At 34.4% G+C, this 16,945-nt stretch carries 20 protein-coding genes; 6 read left to right on the plus strand and 14 right to left on the minus strand.

Translation table 11 applies throughout. From position 1 onward, the window contains the following. Positions 1 to 112 precede the first annotated feature (112 nt). Genes ACRAD_RS14460 through ACRAD_RS14475 form a run of 4 tightly spaced genes read right to left on the minus strand, consistent with a single transcriptional unit; the run spans position 113 to position 3,338 of the window. Positions 113 to 1,546: a hypothetical protein gene (locus ACRAD_RS14460; RefSeq protein WP_010700059.1), complete on the minus strand. Its 1,434-nt coding sequence runs from the start codon at positions 1,544 to 1,546 to the stop codon at positions 113 to 115. Then, positions 1,543 to 1,893, minus strand: a complete 351-nt coding sequence (locus ACRAD_RS14465) for a hypothetical protein (protein WP_010700060.1) — start codon at positions 1,891 to 1,893, stop codon at positions 1,543 to 1,545. The genes ACRAD_RS14460 and ACRAD_RS14465 overlap by 4 nt, the downstream gene beginning before the upstream one ends. Before the next feature lie 2 nt (positions 1,894 to 1,895). Further along, a complete protein-coding gene (locus ACRAD_RS14470; RefSeq protein ID WP_010700061.1) occupies positions 1,896 to 2,528 on the minus strand; it encodes a hypothetical protein in 633 nt (210 codons plus the stop codon). Between the two features lie 15 nt (positions 2,529 to 2,543). Next, positions 2,544 to 3,338: a hypothetical protein gene (locus tag ACRAD_RS14475; RefSeq protein ID WP_010700062.1), complete on the minus strand. Its 795-nt coding sequence runs from the start codon at positions 3,336 to 3,338 to the stop codon at positions 2,544 to 2,546. 399 nt (positions 3,339 to 3,737) lie between these two features. Here ACRAD_RS14475 and ACRAD_RS14480 point away from each other — a divergent pair, with 399 nt between their 5' ends. Beyond that, positions 3,738 to 3,932: a hypothetical protein gene (locus ACRAD_RS14480; protein ID WP_010700063.1), complete on the plus strand. Its 195-nt coding sequence runs from the start codon at positions 3,738 to 3,740 to the stop codon at positions 3,930 to 3,932. A gap of 269 nt (positions 3,933 to 4,201) precedes the next feature. After that, a complete protein-coding gene (locus ACRAD_RS14485; RefSeq protein ID WP_010700064.1) occupies positions 4,202 to 4,753 on the plus strand; it encodes a hypothetical protein in 552 nt (183 codons plus the stop codon). Positions 4,754 to 4,861: 108 nt separating this feature from the next. Here ACRAD_RS14485 and ACRAD_RS14490 read toward each other — a convergent pair whose 3' ends face one another. Beyond that, complete coding sequence (locus ACRAD_RS14490; RefSeq protein ID WP_010700065.1) at positions 4,862 to 6,292, minus strand: DUF4116 domain-containing protein; 1,431 nt, start codon at positions 6,290 to 6,292, stop codon at positions 4,862 to 4,864. Between the two features lie 103 nt (positions 6,293 to 6,395). Between ACRAD_RS14490 and ACRAD_RS14495 the strand changes: the two genes are divergently transcribed. Then, positions 6,396 to 6,794, plus strand: coding sequence for a protein-disulfide reductase DsbD N-terminal domain-containing protein (locus ACRAD_RS14495; protein ID WP_010700066.1), 399 nt, complete (start codon positions 6,396 to 6,398; stop codon positions 6,792 to 6,794). 3 nt (positions 6,795 to 6,797) lie between these two features. Beyond that, entirely contained in the window at positions 6,798 to 7,928 is a 1,131-nt protein-coding gene (locus ACRAD_RS14500; protein ID WP_010700067.1) for a hypothetical protein, read from the plus strand. Positions 7,929 to 8,372: 444 nt separating this feature from the next. On the opposite strand, the gene ACRAD_RS14505 is transcribed toward ACRAD_RS14500, so the two are convergent. The 7 genes from ACRAD_RS14505 to ACRAD_RS14535 all read right to left on the minus strand — a co-directional run bounded on the left by ACRAD_RS14505 (position 8,373) and on the right by ACRAD_RS14535 (position 12,260). Beyond that, positions 8,373 to 8,999 (minus strand): type I-F CRISPR-associated endoribonuclease Cas6/Csy4, encoded by a 627-nt coding sequence (locus ACRAD_RS14505; protein ID WP_010700069.1) that lies wholly within the window; start codon positions 8,997 to 8,999, stop codon positions 8,373 to 8,375. Continuing rightward, complete coding sequence (locus ACRAD_RS14510; RefSeq protein ID WP_227548716.1) at positions 9,000 to 9,419, minus strand: hypothetical protein; 420 nt, start codon at positions 9,417 to 9,419, stop codon at positions 9,000 to 9,002. It lies immediately after the preceding gene. 31 nt (positions 9,420 to 9,450) lie between these two features. Then, the gene (locus ACRAD_RS14515; protein WP_010700071.1) at positions 9,451 to 10,248 is read right to left on the minus strand and encodes a hypothetical protein; all 798 of its coding nucleotides are present in this window, start codon (positions 10,246 to 10,248) and stop codon (positions 9,451 to 9,453) included. Between the two features lie 77 nt (positions 10,249 to 10,325). Further along, positions 10,326 to 10,754 (minus strand): hypothetical protein, encoded by a 429-nt coding sequence (locus ACRAD_RS14520; RefSeq protein ID WP_010700072.1) that lies wholly within the window; start codon positions 10,752 to 10,754, stop codon positions 10,326 to 10,328. Further along, positions 10,738 to 11,439 carry a thermonuclease family protein gene (locus ACRAD_RS14525; RefSeq protein ID WP_010700073.1) on the minus strand — a complete coding sequence of 234 codons (702 nt, stop codon included), beginning with the start codon at positions 11,437 to 11,439 and terminating at the stop codon, positions 10,738 to 10,740. The genes ACRAD_RS14520 and ACRAD_RS14525 overlap by 17 nt, the downstream gene beginning before the upstream one ends. 142 nt (positions 11,440 to 11,581) lie before the next feature. Continuing rightward, on the minus strand, positions 11,582 to 11,917 hold the full coding sequence (locus ACRAD_RS14530) for a hypothetical protein (protein WP_010700074.1): 336 nt from the start codon (positions 11,915 to 11,917) through the stop codon (positions 11,582 to 11,584). A gap of 1 nt (position 11,918) precedes the next feature. Next, positions 11,919 to 12,260, minus strand: coding sequence for a hypothetical protein (locus ACRAD_RS14535; protein WP_010700075.1), 342 nt, complete (start codon positions 12,258 to 12,260; stop codon positions 11,919 to 11,921). A 173-nt stretch (positions 12,261 to 12,433) separates the two neighbouring features. On the opposite strand from ACRAD_RS14535, the gene ACRAD_RS14540 reads away from it, so the two are divergent. Further along, positions 12,434 to 13,258 carry a hypothetical protein gene (locus tag ACRAD_RS14540; protein ID WP_010700076.1) on the plus strand — a complete coding sequence of 275 codons (825 nt, stop codon included), beginning with the start codon at positions 12,434 to 12,436 and terminating at the stop codon, positions 13,256 to 13,258. Positions 13,259 to 13,268: 10 nt separating this feature from the next. Here ACRAD_RS14540 and ACRAD_RS14545 read toward each other — a convergent pair whose 3' ends face one another. Together ACRAD_RS14545 and ACRAD_RS14550 are read right to left on the minus strand one after the other, a co-directional pair. Continuing rightward, complete coding sequence (locus ACRAD_RS14545) at positions 13,269 to 14,135, minus strand: hypothetical protein (RefSeq protein WP_010700077.1); 867 nt, start codon at positions 14,133 to 14,135, stop codon at positions 13,269 to 13,271. 71 nt (positions 14,136 to 14,206) lie between these two features. After that, on the minus strand, positions 14,207 to 15,007 hold the full coding sequence (locus ACRAD_RS14550; RefSeq protein WP_016801531.1) for a hypothetical protein: 801 nt from the start codon (positions 15,005 to 15,007) through the stop codon (positions 14,207 to 14,209). A gap of 138 nt (positions 15,008 to 15,145) precedes the next feature. On the opposite strand from ACRAD_RS14550, the gene ACRAD_RS14555 reads away from it, so the two are divergent. Beyond that, positions 15,146 to 16,933 carry a hypothetical protein gene (locus tag ACRAD_RS14555; RefSeq protein WP_042861443.1) on the plus strand — a complete coding sequence of 596 codons (1,788 nt, stop codon included), beginning with the start codon at positions 15,146 to 15,148 and terminating at the stop codon, positions 16,931 to 16,933. The last annotated feature ends 12 nt before the right edge of the window (positions 16,934 to 16,945 follow it).

Consider the following 16,945-nt stretch of genomic DNA (forward strand, 5'->3'; position numbering starts at 1 on the left):
ACAAAATATACCGCATATAAGCAATACTAGGAGAGTAATATTTTTCTATTTTTAGAATAAAAAAAGAGGATAATAAATATCCCCTCTTAATATATAAAGAATGATCTGCTTTTCAAATAACGTAAGAGCGTAAAACTTCCTCAAAATAACCTTCAATATCTACACTCGAATTAAAGGCGACATCAATTTCTTCACCAACAATAATTGTGTGATAATAAGAGCGTTCTGGTTGATTATCTGAGCCTACTAATAGATAACTATCCCCTACTTTCTGCAAAACAAAACCCATATCACTTTGCATCATATCACTCCATTCCAGTCCAACTAATATGTGACAATTCACTAAAAGATCATTCACATATTCAGTCGGTAGGGAGCCATATGAACATCCTGACTTAAGATAATAGGCATCATTTCTCTCGAAGCGTTTAAATGCACGAAACACATCAGACTTTCTAGTTTCATCAATGCAGTAATCCAGATGATTAATATAACGGTCAACATTGCCGTTATAAGTGCAATTCCAGTTAATACTATTCACAATCAAACTATAATTAATTGCATAGTTCAGATCATAAGTATTGTTCTGGAAGCTCTTAGACTGGAAAAAAGAAAAAATTGCCTCAACATATCGTCTGTTTTTATTGCAACCCCTTATTCCGATCCGCATAAACTCCCTAAATAACAGGTGGATATTTTCAAAACGGCAATTACGAGAAACTTTAGAGAAGAACTTCAACCAAGGAATGAAATTAGCTTTATCGTAAGAGAATTGTTTTAAACTTAAATAATCACAGTTAATAAAGAAAGAAATATCATCATTATCAAAACGAGCATGATAATCAATATTTGAAAGCACAACTTTAGCGAATGAAGCTCGTGATGAAGATGATAAAGCTTCAAGCTTAGACAAAAACTCTGGTGATATATGCAGAAATTTAGCAATAACTAAATGATTGGGTAAAAAGTGATTATAAAGTTTAATTACATCCGTATTTTTAGATAAATTAATTAATGTGCTAATACGGATTTTTTCAGGAGCATATGGATATACTTCAACCAATGGCTTTAATGAAAAAAACTTATCTTGAAAAAATGAATGCAGTTTTGCAACTAATAATGATAAGCGTGCAATATTAGTTTCTTTCAGTTTAGCCTTAATAAAATTAATAATACGCTTATTAATATAGTGTGAACGCTTAATATTAATTTCATCAAATAAGCAGCATAATTTGTAATTAACAGCTTCAATTAAATTATGTTTAAAACTTATTAAACTATGCTCATGCTCAAGCATTTCTTCAAAGTTAAAAGAATGCCGCCCATCGAAGGCAATTCGTCCAGATTCAACAAACACAGGTAAATGACAGTCGCAATGCTGTACAGAACACCAATCTCCGTATGAGTTTTTTTCGTACATTTTCAGGCATTTAGGGTCAAGGATTTCAACTTTCCATAAGCCAAAAATGGTTACTTCATTTTCATTAGAAAAACTAATACATTCCTGAATATCAAGTGCATTCAGAAAATTATCAACAAAACTCATTTTAGCCCTTTCAATTGTTCTTTCATTATTGCAGCATTCCGTCTAGTATTTTCTATAGACGCTCGTTCCGCACTTGAAAGACCCCGATCGTTAATATCGAATTCTACATTTATATCCGAATAACCGCCATACCCTTGTCGCGCTGCATCGAACATTGCTTTATTATAATTACTAGCAGATTGAATGGTTTCAGCCTGACTTTGCGTTGCAAGTTCACGTAATCTCTGAATATTCTTCTGTTTTTCATTCTCTGAATAATTAGGCGCAGAGGGATTAACTTCTGCATAAGAAACACAATTAATTAATCCCAAAAGAACCAATGATACTACTTGATATTTCATTTGCATTTTTAACCGCCGTTTAATACTGGTAGACCACGAATTTCATAGGTATATACACCCACGTTATTAACTTCCGAATATTTTGCGTTTGATACTAATTGCAAATTGTGGTTACGAGAATATTCCTTCCCTGCATTTATATTTGCCAATCGCTGCATTTCTTCCTCGCTTAATTGCTGAGAAAAAACGGTTTGGGCCAATACTGCTGAATACACCGCCCAACTTTTTTTAGCTACCAAGGCTTCTGCTGTATTCTGATCACCAGTAATCTTCATCACCAATTTAATATTGGTAGCTTTGTCATTAAAACCAGTTACTTGGTACTGTAATGTCTTTTTTTCTTTCTGGTTCGGTATATCTATTTCCGATGTACTGCAACCATACAAATTCGTTTCAGGATCAATTAAGGCGTAGCCAGTTGTATATATATGAGCATTTGCCAAAGCGTCACATGCACTTTGGGGTGCAGCTCCCCACACACGATCACTTTCACTTAATGGACGTTCAGCCGATGAAAGCTTATAGGTATCTGGGGTAATTACTGGCTTGTCCGGATTTAAAATCTCATTACCGCAATACACTGAAATAGCAATTACTGGTACTGCAATTGCAGTAGCCAAGGCTAATTTCGACTTATTCATGCTTATACAACTCTCTTAATATGCGATCCATGTAGGTTGAATCCACTTAATTGATTTCACCAACTTACCATCAGTTCTTTTTTCCTGATAAGTGTGCCAGTGGGCATTTCTCCATGAACCACTTAAAAACCGGTGTTGTTCTATCTTCTGCTCCAAGTGAAAGCCCATGTAATCAATGCCATCTTGGTTCAAAATATCTTGTTTATGTAAGTACTCATTAAGCACATAAAAAAGAACGTAAAAAACAAAGGCCACATTGCTCCATTCCGGATTTTCTTTGAAATCCTGAAATGGATTGAACTGCTCACCAGTCGGTAAGACGAATGAAAAATATTTCCCATATCGCCCATCATTTGAAAATAAAGAGATGTTTAAGGAATATTGTTTTTTAAAACCATCATCTATGAAGTCTTTACAGAACATGATTCCATCATAGTTCCCGAATTTCTGATTCACCAAAATGGCTTGTGATGGAAATGAAAATAAAAGCTCAGGACTGATATAGTCCAGTAAACTGCTTTTATAGATAAAATCCATAACTGTTTCAGAAACAACTACTGTCTTGGGATTCATTGACCAGATAAATAACGAATGCAGGAAATCATAGTTGCCGATCGGCAAGCCTAAGATTTCTTGATCTTGCTGAGCATTTACGCTGATCGAACGCTCATAATGAGGATATAAAACATAACTAGGGACAATGAAAGATTTATTATTATCAATAGCTTGCTCAATTTTCCACAAGCTCACGAACTTATCGACATCTGGAACAAGTTTGTTTAAGTCTAAAATAGCTTTATGAATATTCATAAGATTATGAGGTCATTAACTCAATTTAATTATAATAAATATTCTATTATATAAATACAATTGTTTTAATAATATTTAAGATAAATAAAATACTAAACAGCTTAATTATATATTAATGATATTTTTATTCATTGGCTTTTCGTTGCCCCCGTAGTTGAGATTAGGTCAAACCCAATCCCACTATCCGAAAAGTTAAGAATTTGACCATATCTGTAAAAACTTCGGAATTAAAAAGTAATATTTGCCTAACACTAAAACTTACTTTAAGATTGTTTTGAAGAATGTTTTTAGAAGATTCTCATCAGACATTATCCAAACATTAATTTTATATATGTACGGATAACTGATGAAAGCACTTTTGCCTTCTTCCGTTATCCGTACGCCAACGGAGTCACTACTATGCTATTTTTCTTGCTTTCAGAATCAGATATTGCCAAATTTATTTGTCATGATTACAACAGCATTCCGGTTTCAAAACGCACTCAGTTTAACAGTTACGAAGCTGCTCAAAAAGCTAGAAAAGATGATGCAAAACATCATCTTAAGATATTAAAACTTTTGAGAAATGGTAGTTATTCTATTATTGATCGATAAGTTCAGACAAAGCCTCAACCTCTTTGTTAACCACTAATAATAAGCCATTTAGAATTTTTTCTATTTGGCTTTTTTCATTTCTGCCTCATCTTTAAACATTTGCAGAATAATAAAAGTTCCATTAAGATTGGAATTGAAGAACACATACTCTTTTTGTGATTTTCATCAGATTCTATCCATACAATTAAATTTTTTAAATATTTGTACGGATAGCTGATGATCGCACAATTTGCGTTCTTCCGTTATCCGTACGCCAACGGAGTTCTACCATGCAAAAGCTTAATGCTTCTAAAACTGTTAACACGCAATCTGTTATTAATCTTATTAATGGCGGTATCTGCTTCCCTAAAATGAAAAACGTTTTTGTTATTAATGAGCATACTTCTTGCCCAGATCACAACAAAAGCCTTCAAGTTTACAAGGACTTAAATGCGTTGTATTTCGCATTACAGTTTAAAGGTAAAAAGAGAACTTGTGCAGCTTGTACAGTTACTCAATTTGCCTCTGTAGATAAACGCTCACCGATCAATACCATTCGCCTTTCAAGAGATGGCAGCGAAGTTTATACGCAAAGTCTTTTTGCTTATAACAAAGAGTTTAACGTTTCTGTACGTCAAACTGCTAAGCTTCCCTCTTTTGATGAAAGTGGTCTTACTCAAGCAGAATACAATTTGCTTGTTGATTGGGTTAAGTTCAGAACTGATTCTCAACCTTCAAATCTCGTTCATAAACGTGGTTTGGGTATTGTTAAAATCAACTCTGTGCTTAAGCTTGCTGAGTCATATCTCGCTTACGAAATAAGTGCTAAAGACATTTATTAATTTTCTGACAAGAAAGCCTCTTAGTTTACTAATTGGCTTTTTTTATTTAAAAAAAAGCACCATAACTCTTATAGTGCTAAAAGCTTAAAACCAATAATTTTTGAAAGTTTAAATTACCTCGTTCACTTCTTTTGATTCCACTTCGATCAACCCAAGCTTTTCAGCTTTAGCAATCAATCTTCGGTTTTCTCTCAATTGAATTGGTACAAAATCCCACAGAGATTTATCCTTCTCAATAGCCATTAGGCATTGTTCTACCGTTCGTGAATCAACCGGAATTAATTTTAGAACCATTGGTAGCTGCTTTAGAGCAATAAGAAACAATTCATTAGATTGCATTTTTTTAGGGATGTAATAGATTGCATGGGGATTTTGCATCACAGCCTTACGGCAGATCACCTCATCTACTACCGACTCAGGCACAAACTCAATAGCTTCTCCATTTTGCTCTACAGCCATCATCGGTATTTCATCGTCACGATACGGTGTAGGAACATATTTCAAAGCAAGACCATTATTTGTAATGGCAGTTTTATATAGTTCATCAGTTTTTAAAGCACTAGGAACAGCGCCCAAAGCCATCCCATTTGCTGAAACCGCTTCTAAACATAAACTTTTTGTTCTGAATCTGGCAGGAATTGCATAGAGCGACATCGGATTGCAAGAAATCAGTCGGTGGTTAAGGTTCGAGTTAAAGATGTTCTCTGGTACATGGTATAGAGTTTCGTACTTGTGGATGTGGGGGGCAATATTAAATACAATTTCAGATGTAATTCGATCATAAGGAACCAAATTAAAAGCCGCTTCGTCTTTCAAAACGGCAGCTACTACCAAATCATTGTCATATTGGTCCGAAGCCAATAGCTTAAGTATGTTTTGAACTTCACCTTTTGAACAAAGCCTAATTGCTTTTGCTATTAAAGAGCGATTAATAAGGGCCGAAGGGAAGTTTAAAATCTCTTTATAGTTTTTATCAAATGCCTCATGACAGATTTCTTCTGTTCGCCAACTCTCAGGTAGGCAGTCGAGCGTAAACAAAGGAGAATCCATTGCTACGTGACATAATTCATAATCACAAGAATTGAAAGATAAAGTACTTAATATCTTGGGATTTAGTAAGCACAACTTTTTCAGATAATCCCTATCATTCAGCAATTGATCAGGAACGTACCTAATGTTCTCATGGTCATATTTTACGAATGCTTCGCACACAAACGCCGTCTTGTACTGATCAGATACTAATTTAAGGAATGGCTCTTTTAAATTGAGGCTTACCCATGATGTACGTTCTTGAGGTATTTCAAGCAGATTAGTATTTTTAAGTTGGCAAGCCGCTAGACAAATAATATTGTCGAGCTTTACTAGAGGAATATTAGATAACTCTCCTTGAGCTGTAACTATAAAATTAAGAACAATATTTTGCGTAACAAATATTTCAGGAATCTCGGAAATATCAATTTTCCCCAATTCGATGTCCCTGATGATGTCTTGTTCAATCCCTCTGATTTTTTGAAATAGACCCGTATAAGTCAAATCCATAAGAGATACCAAATCCAATTGAATAGTTGGTAAATATTATACAAAATTATTATAAATACACATATAATAAATCAAATATTTTATTATCAATGGATATAATATTATGAAAATATTAAACCATAAGATTATTCTTTCAACTACACTTCTCTTGAGTTCGTCACTATTTATAGGATCGATTAATGCACGAGAGTTCATCCCTCCAAACCAAGCTTTTAAACCATCTCAACAAGGCAATATAATCACTATTGAGATTGCAGATGGATACTACCTTTACCAAAGCAAAATCACTGCACAGAGTTCATCAGGGCCAGTAGAATTCATTTTTTTGAATAAACCTATTGCCAAGAAGTTCCCAAATCAAGGAACTCATTCGGTTTACCTCGATAAAGCCAAAATAAAAGTAAATGGTAATACACGGAAACCTATTACACTTCGCTATCAAGGATGCAGTTCTCAAGGTTTATGCTACCCTCCACAGCAGATCACACTTAAGGCAATGTAGTTAATGCGTTCAATCTTAAGTCGTGTCATTGAGATAATGGCACTCTACGCTCTCATATACTTTTTCTGCTATTACTTATCTATTACGATTTCTTCATCTCTCTGGTTAATTACTGGCATTGCGATTTGGTTAACATTAGGTCATAAAATTAAATCACGATTAAAATATCGCGGAATATTCTCAAGTTGGTATGCTCCATTCACTATTTTTAATGAACGTGTTTTGGGTTTAGGACTGATATTGATTACGATATACGGCTTCATATCGCTCGAACCTCTATTTGTAAAAAATATTTTTTATTGCGTATCAATAGCCGCAGCTATTCATTTTATTTCCACATTATTTTTAGAAAGATATAATAAACGACCATTTATAAAAACCATAATTTTAACTTCTACAATTGAAAGTTATTTTATTACCTATCTTTTTTTGGACTTTATACAAGTAAATATCACTCTTGAAAATATAATTTCTGGATTATTATTGGTTTTATTCATTAATGTAATTATTACTCAGTGCAATTACTACTTCTTAAGAAATTTCATTTTTTATCAAAAGTTAATTGTTGAATCAGATAACAGCCTCTCATATAACCAGAAATTAAATATCGCCGTACATGAAACCTCCCATTTATTAATGTATGTATTTTTTAAAGAGTTACCACATGATATTCAAATCCTATTATTTAAAGAAGCTAAAGCAGTAAACCCAGAAGCTCAAGGCTTAGTAGTAGCACGAGTCCCAATGTACAACACCAAAGAATTCTTAGAATGGCGAATGATGCTTTCTATTTCTGGTATACGTGGTGAACTACTAATATTTAACAACCATAGCCACGGATCGGAATCAGACTTCCAACAGTGGCGTAGTCTGGCTCATTTATATCTGTTAAATTTCAGACAGGACTATACAAGTCAGCCAGTGACCGCAAGCCAAATGAGTCATAATAAAGCGTTAGAAACAGCACTGTACGAAAGACAGCTTTATATAATTGATAAATTCCTTAAAAAAAATAAAAGCCTACTGATCAAAATATCAAAGCAAGCTTTGGTCTATAACAAACTAGATTACTTACAGATTTACCCTCACTTTAAATATATTAAGCGTATTAATGAAATGCCAATAGAACATTAATGCCTATTCTCTTTTTGATGTATTTTTAATTTGTGCTTCATCCTGTATCACACTAAATAAATATGCGCCTAACATTACTAATGTACCAATTGCAAATGATATAAGGACTAAAACACTTATATAGGAAAAGTTATTCGTATTGAAGAAATGAGAGATCAATAAACTATATACGATCATTAGAAAAGGAAACAATACAAAGATAATTAGGTTCTTAGTGAATGACAATTTTTGTAGCTCTTTCTGAAAATCACCATGATCATCCATAACCTTCTCCAAAATAAGATTAATCCACATATATAATAGGTTCTTAAAATAAAACATTTGTTTAATGTTTGTGGTTTTATTATAAATATATGCGAATATTTGGAGTATTAATAATAATCATTTTAATGTTGATCACGTACTTATGCTTGCTATCACCTCTGCGATCTAAATTTAAAAAAATCAAATAACAATTTTTGCTACTGGACAAATACGATTGGTTCTTGAAAAACCATAGCCATCTGGCTTGCTGTATTGCGCTGCTTTCATCGGGGCCATAGGGACCACTTTGTAGTAATAACGGATCAAACGTTTACTTCCATTCATGCTTGAACTTGGCATCAAATAAATAAAATTACAGTCGGGCGATTGCTCTAGTATTTCCTTTTTGATCTCCACCGAAGTTGACTGCTTTTTAACTGTAGGCATCCTTACTCGCATGTAAGCACAATAATGCTCACAATCCTCTGGAACCATAATCACATCACTAATAGCAAAGTAATGAATGAAATACTCTGTGGTAAGCACTATGGAACGAATATGCTCTAACGCCGTTTTCTTTTTCGTATACACACGGATTTTTGATTGAATATTTTGAGTAGCCTCGCTATCGAAGTGATGTTCTGTTTCCAAAATAGCGACTGCATATCCCCCTGCACTTTTTTTCTTTGCAATCTGATGCAATGAATTAATCCCGATTGAGATCGATCTTCTATAAATATCAGCAACTTTACTCGGATTAGCTTTAATTTTTTTCCCAAGCTTACTGGCATTAAGATTCAGCTCAAAATAATGATTATAAATCGTCATTTACTTCAACCAGTTCACGTTTTGAGATTCATCCACGATTAGCACATGATCCAGAGTTAAATTTTCAATAATTTTATGAATAACTGCATCAGAGAATCCACCTTCTGCTTGACCTATATGCTTAATAAAATTCTGCAATTTCAATAAAGTCTTGGGCTTTTGAATCAGGATATTTTTCTTAATCACTCCGAACTTCACTGTACGCTTAGTTAGAGTGAGAAATTCCGACTGTAAAGGTATTGCAACAGGAGATTGGCTTGCAGCTTTAGAACTGTCATTTTCGCGTTCTAAGACATCATTACCTAACTTTACAGGTATATCTACACGATTCTCTTTTTCGAGCAGCTTAATCAGATAAGCTTTTTCTTTTTCATTTAAAGCATGATTAATATACTCATAAAGAGCATCAATATGTTTCATAACAATTTTCATTTCTCTTAAACAGATGATCTTAAAATGGGAGGTTCAAAAAATCCAAAAGGCCACCCGAACTCTCGTAATTATAAAAGTCAAAACTCTCATTCCAGATCGAAGGTGAATCAAGAACATGCTCATATTCCATTAAAAACTTAGAAGATGAAAACTCATCATCCAAATCTACGTGCATTTCAACTTGTTTGCTTCGTGACTCATACAAGGATTTAAATCTTAATTTATCTCTATAACCTTCTACGTGAGCCAAAGCATTAAATACCAGTAATTCAAACGCCTTACATGATATTGAAACTCGCTCGGACGACCCGAACTCGTCTTTCATAGTGATATGCTTTCTAAGAGCGGGATGAAATGAACAATACTGATGAACGAACTTCATCTCACGATCATCTAAGAACTCACCAAACCCGATCAGATCAAAACTTTTTGAGATTCTGGCTATCTTATTAACTACAGCAAAAAAATACGGATTGTATGGCGCTACCCCGCCGGTAGAGTCTATGCGAGAAACTGGAACCTTGAAAGTAACATGCGTCCTTTCAAGCTGCACAGCTTCCCATCCTAAATATAGCTCTTGAAGTTCAATGGAATTTTTACCAGAGATAGTCAGACCATCAGTAAAAGAAAATACACCATTAAAGACGTTTTCATTTTCTAAACTGATTGAGGCGCTTTTAAATTGTGGGCTTAACCCACGCAAATTATAATTCGTATTATCAACGGTTAAGTTAATAATTTCACCCACACTTGAAATACTTAACTTGTTTTTTAAAGCTATTTGAATGTGTTTGTCATTTTCAATAAATTCAAGCATATAAATACCGCCGTTGCAATATATTGAAATTTACACCATATACCGCATATATGCAACAAAAAATAATATTTTGCTACCTATTTTACCTCATGTCTGAATATGTATTTCTGGAATACCAGAAAAAATAAAATCAAAATATAAGTTATTATATTTGAAGGCATGGCATCAAGATCACGGTCTGTAAGCACTAATATCTTATCTGCAAGCAAGGCTAGATCATACAGACCAAATAAGAAAACGAGAGTGATTAAAATCTCTTTAAATGTTAATAATCTTTTACGTTTTGCCAAAAAACGGTACAGCACAATAAACGCATAAAGAATAATAAGACATAGATAGACAGCACCAGTAGTTTTAATCAAATTATGAGAAAAGCTAGATACAAACTCTTTAGAGAAAATAAATGCTGATGTGATAACCAGAAAACCTAGAATTCCAACAGTTTTAAAAAACTTTGAATTATTCTGAGTCATTTTTTTATCTTCCATTTTATCTAAAACCATCATCCCCGTCCTTTTTCTTGATCTTAAAGTGCTTGGAAATACTTAGGTCAAGACCCAAGTTATCTACATAAAATAGGCCAATGAGTAACAGCACACCTAAAAAAATACCCAACATCACTGAACGGACACTGTAACCAAATCCATATTTATTTTGTTCAGCCATAAAACCATGTTGATCTGAGATAGGTACTTTTGCGTTGGTAGCTAAACATTCCTTATAGAAATAGGTGGGAGTTAGGCTTAAAGAATTAAAATGAAAATGATAGTCAGGATTAAACAATCCTTTTTGAAGTTTTTGATTTTGATCTTCAATAATACGGTATCGCTCTGGGGCTGATTCTTTATCAAATAACCATGCGTATCCAGTCAGAAGCAATGCTTCGTTAAGATTCACACCCCCACTTAATAATTCGCCATGCACACAACCATTATTGGGATTATTATTGGTCACAACATTGACTTCACGGCCTAAGAAAATTCTCTCTGCAACTTCCCTTGACTGGCTATACATCCCCTGATTCGGAAAAGGTGTAACAATAGAACTAAGCTTAACTACAATGTCTTGCCCTTTTGAGTTAACGATAACGCTACCACCATCTCTAATTTCAGAAACAGTCCCCAAAAAGTCGGCTTTTGCTTGAGTTACAACCAATGCGGCAATAGCAATGATTAGTAGATTTATTTTCATAAACAATGCCAAAAAAATAATAATTATTTTATATTAGTTTTAAAGTTAAAAGAATGTTTTTATTTAATAATATATAATTTTAATTGAATGTTTTATTTAAATATAAAAAAAGCGCGTTAAACGCGCCTTAAAGTTATGCTTTTTATTTTGAATTTCTCAACTCTGCCATTAATTTTTCAGCATATTCAACAGGAGAAACATTGTCGATAACTTCTACCACACTCAGCATTTCAGAAGGGTTTTCAGGATTTGGTTGTTTCGCTAACCCATCAAAAATACACCAGAATAAGGGAGTGGCTAGTTTATACCTCTGCCAATAAGTCAAGCCAGTCGCGTGAGGTTTATTTGCATTCGAGAAATTTAATGCAATCGGCTTACGATCACTGACATGTCGAGATAGAGAAACTTTTTTTACTTTCTTCTTCCGGCCCTGTTCTGCCTCTGGTAGCAAGCCATCTAGGTTCAATGTTTCAGACATATTAGCCACCTGAATGTAAAGTTAGTTGACGGTATTTCTCTTTAGCTGTTTCACGATCCATTCCAAGAGTTTTGGCAGCCTCAAGATATGCACGTTGATCCAAATAATTGTTCTTGGTTAACAACTCAAGCATTTCTTCTGCATCGGCGTTTTCAAAAATATGGACCATTACATCACCCATAAAATCACGCCAACTACGTGTTTTTGCCTTTTTAGCCTTCTCAAAAATGTCATTGCGGCTTTCATTGATTGGTCTAGTAAGGTCCTGTGAAAGAAAGCCACTCCAATTCGCTTTGAAGGTTGGATCACCAACTTGTCCTAAATCATCTTTATTAGTAGCCATATCATTTTACATCCTACATGCTTTGTAAGAAGCATAGAACATATACCGCAATATTGCAATACTTATAATATTAAAATAATTTTAAGGACAGTCATTAACGATTAACAATTGATTGATTCAAAAAACGATTCAAAATAAAATATTAAAATAATATTTTATTATTAGGGCTTAGGATGAAAAACAATCAGGGAAATATAATTATTCTATTTGCAATAATTATTCTGGGTTTAGGTTTAATATTTCTTTTCACCCTGAAAAATAAAATTCAGAAAGGATGGAATTCATCTGATCATAAAACCCAACCTGTTGAACAAGTTGAATCTAAGACTGAACCAACCAACTTTTCCTCTGCAACCGTACTGGAACCATCCAAAGCAGTTCCAAAACCAAACGCCGTTAATCAATATGAATATTACAATGATGTGCGCGTTATTCAGAACAATGAAACCTTAAACCCTTTTATAACTTCACCCAATCCCAATCCCCTACCAAATCCTGCACAAAACGGTAAATCTAAAACTTTAGCGGGAAATCAGAAATCACATATCAATGTTAATCCTAATTTTCTCAAAGTTGCACCTAATGGATTTACCTTTCCTCAAGCTACTGGTTACTTAATTGGCTACCCGATCAAGAATAAACATGGGAAATTAAATATCACTATTAGCAATACAGTAGGTCATTCAAATCTTGCGGTTTTTGTATATCTGAAAAAGCATTACAACGATTCACGTAACATCGATCTAAACGAATTAACTTCTGCAAGCTATATTCGTGCCGGCGACACTTTTAAATTTTCTAATGTTCAATCTGGCTACTACAGAATTGTTTGGATCAATTTAGCCAACAAACAGGCTTTCAAATCCAAAGACTTCGCCGTATTTCAAGATAATAAGTATGCTTATGATCGGGTCTTTACTTTTTACCCTAATAATAAACTGGCTCAGGGCAAGGCCACTCAAGTACCACTTGCCCTAATTTACAACCATCAACCTTAAGTCTTTAATGTTACTTTAAGGCGTTCTTCATTGAATGCCTTAAAAGCTTTTTAAATTCTTCCATGGCTTGTTTTTCTTCAAAATCTTTTAAGCACATATCACGACATTCAGCCCAACTTTGACCTTTCCGGCTTATTGGGTATGCTACTTTTATAGCTGCAATGGTGTCTGCGACTTGATCAGATGCTTCAATAAATAGCATTGCCTTTTTACTGGTATATTTACTCAACACTTCTTCAATCAATGCACTGTCAAGCCTTGGAATAGCAATAGTCATAACACCAGTAGCATGATGAATCGCTAAAGCAGAAATGAAGTTATCACTTATAAAAAGCCAGTCATTGTTCAGTGTGCTGTGATTGTCACCTATGACTTTATAATTTAAGTCGGAGGTAGAACTTAGATGTTGTTCTTCATAACGGCTAGATCGACTGCCGTTCTTCACTATGTAGCCATACCCTGCTTTTCCAGAGTCATAACGTATGATTAGATCACCTTGCTTTAAAGTATGGACCCTACCCACACTATCCGAAACGTTAACAAGGCTATCAACAATCCTTACCGATTCTAGCAAATCATCAGAGATACCCATCAAACATTCAGGATATTGACACATATTATCTTCAAGAACTTGTAGATTGCTATAAAGCTGATCTAAGAAGGGAACAGATTCACCCTGTATTTTTTCAATGAAATCTACATCGTTAGGGTTTGTTTTTTTAATATTCGATAAGAATGAATGAATGCGGTCTATTTCATTGAGGTATTTAGGATCGCTTAATGCGTCTTTTTTGGATTGCTTTAGAACTTCATCCAGATCAACTGGTTCTTTATAGGGTGGAATCGGAATAACAATAGGATCAATAATATTAAGCATGATGTAAACTCCAAGTTGATTTTTGAAGCTTACACCATATACCGCACCTTTACAATACTAGATCAACCCTATTACATCCCTGATCTATTCCTAAACAAATAGATATTGTAAAAAGCCAGAATATAAAATATTGCCATAAGTACAGCGTACATATATGCCTTTCTATCTACTGAATTTTTTACAGATTTAATAGATTTTAGTTCTTCGTTTTCACCCGAAAATTCATACAGCTTATAAATAACATCAGAATCTACTGTTATTGCATTATCTTCATTTTGGCTGAGTACACTGTCCAATTGGACCATATCAGCATTCAATAGCAACTCGTTATTTGGTGTAGGATATTGTTTCATCTGATCCGCAGAGATTTGAGCATTCATATACGCTCTCTCGAAATCAGTTAATTTCTCGTCACCAACAATACCGTATGCCTCTTGGTACTGGTCTGAGTACACTTTGCTACCAACCATATAGCTTGTCAGATACTTATCTTCGATCTTCTGTATGGTGGGGTTAATTAAAGAAACCCATCCATAAAATCCAATCGCAGCCACTACTATAAGGACAAGCCATCTATTGCTATGAGTGTTCATGTAGAAACTCAGCATCATAAGCTGAAATAAAATGAATAGCACCAGAACCGCAACCAACAGTACTGAGCTTATAACCCCACTAAAATCCAAAAAATAAGTAAACAATACATTTGAATTTGCACCAATGATGTCATCGAAAGGCAATAGATCAAATGATGACACTGTAGCCAGACTGAATAAGTTCAACATAAAGAATGAACTGGCGGCCAAGAGAAAGGATGCAATCTTTAAATTATCATATTTTAAATTTGATATAAGAACCTTAATTGAATTGCTCATAGTAAATTAATCATAATATTAAAATAACATTATGATATTATAATTAATTAACTTTAAAAACATCATTTTTTCAAATAATGAAATAATTGTGAAAATGATTAATATTTATTTTTGAATATAGCGTGAAGAAAACGATCTATGGCTCCTTTAGAAATATTATTGCTTAATTATCTTTCTGTATTGTTTTTTACCGTTGCCTTCGGAACCTTCATTGCAGGAACAGACAAGAAGCTACGCTCATATTCAATCTGGTATTGGATGGCTCAGCTTTTTCTATCCTTTGTGATATACAAACTCATTCAACTTTATGATGGCTTTAAGGTCATTTATGTAGCTGACTTCATCCTCTTAGCATCTTTCTTAATTTTTAAAATCCCAAATTCAAAGTCGAATAAGCAAAACAAGGTAAATGATTTGGCTAAGGCCCTCCCTCGCCTTCATAAACTCAATACAGAAGAATTTTCGGTTTACTTAACCAAACTTTTTAAAGCTTATGGCTTTCATTCGGTGAAACAAGTCAAAATTCAAAATGATGATCCAGAAAACACCTACGATCATTATTTGCTTGCGCGACATGAGAGCAGTCTTGTGGAAATACGGATCATTAACCGAACTAGAAAACTCACTGAGAAGCATATTAATGAGATTGCCAGTAATTTCCGTGATAGCACCTCCCAAGCGACAAGTTGGCTTTTAGCGACCAGTGCCAAAGCCGATCCAAGTACGAACATTTATATCCGTAATAGTGGTGCAGATATTAAGGTATTTGACAGCAAAGCCATCAGTGATCTGATCTATGTTCTTGCACCGGATCACAAACCAAATCGCGGCATAATCAAAACCTCATTTATTAGACTACTTGACTACCTTGTTCAAAAACTCAGCTCAGCCAAAAATAAACTCACTTTAGAACAGCCAGAAATTTCATCCAAAGCGGAAATGGTAGCTTCTCAACAACTCATGAGTGATGTGTTAAGTGAAAATGTTACCCTTGCAATGCCTGATGATAGTTTGGATGATGAAAATACTCCTACTAGCACAGTGGATAAGACTCCAGTAAACACGCAAGATAATTCTGACAATGAACAAGTCGAAGAAATTAAACCTACAAAGAAAAAGAAAGCAGCCAAATCAGATAACCAACCTACCCAGACAAATACTACAAGCGTTGAATCAACTCCGGAAACTAATACAGTAGTTGCAAGCGAAGCCGTGGATGAAAATGAGAATATTAAAAACACTGAAACAGAGGCCGACATTCAATTAGCCGATAGTGCAACCACAGAACCCTCTATACCAGATGTGATAGATGAAAATATTCAAGTTGATGCTGAAGCAGACCCACTCGATGATTTAAATAATATCGCCGTAGGAGATACACCTACATCGGTAGATGATGCAGAGTTTGATGACTTCAAAACTGCTGACACAACAGATATTGATCTAATGCCGGATACAGCAAGTACAGAAATCGATTTATTGCTTGTAGGTGCCGATCCGGATAGCACTAAAGAAGATTTAATCACTGCTGATGATCTCAATGAAGAAACACCAAATGAAGAAACACCAGAAGTTCAGATCACTGAGAGTCTGGAATTAAATGATGTCACTGTTGAAGTAGAAATCGATCCATTATTAGAAATTGATGTGTTAAAGGAAACAATACCAGTCGCTACAGAATCAATAGGACTCGATGATTTTCCACAAATGGCAGAAATCGATCTACTAGCCATGGACAGTAGCGGATCAATTGATTTGTTAGTAGGAGAACCCTCAAATGATAAAACCACCTCTGATGAACCAATGGACCCTACAGAGTCAATTGTTTTACCGACTGAGAACGCAATAGAGGAAGCAAAACTCCCACAACCCAAAATTGAACTAAGTGATTTGGGAGCTGCACTACCTGAACAAAGAAAGACTTGAGGAAATAAAAAT

The organism is Acinetobacter radioresistens DSM 6976 = NBRC 102413 = CIP 103788 (assembly GCF_006757745.1).
GTDB lineage: Bacteria > Pseudomonadota > Gammaproteobacteria > Pseudomonadales > Moraxellaceae > Acinetobacter > Acinetobacter radioresistens.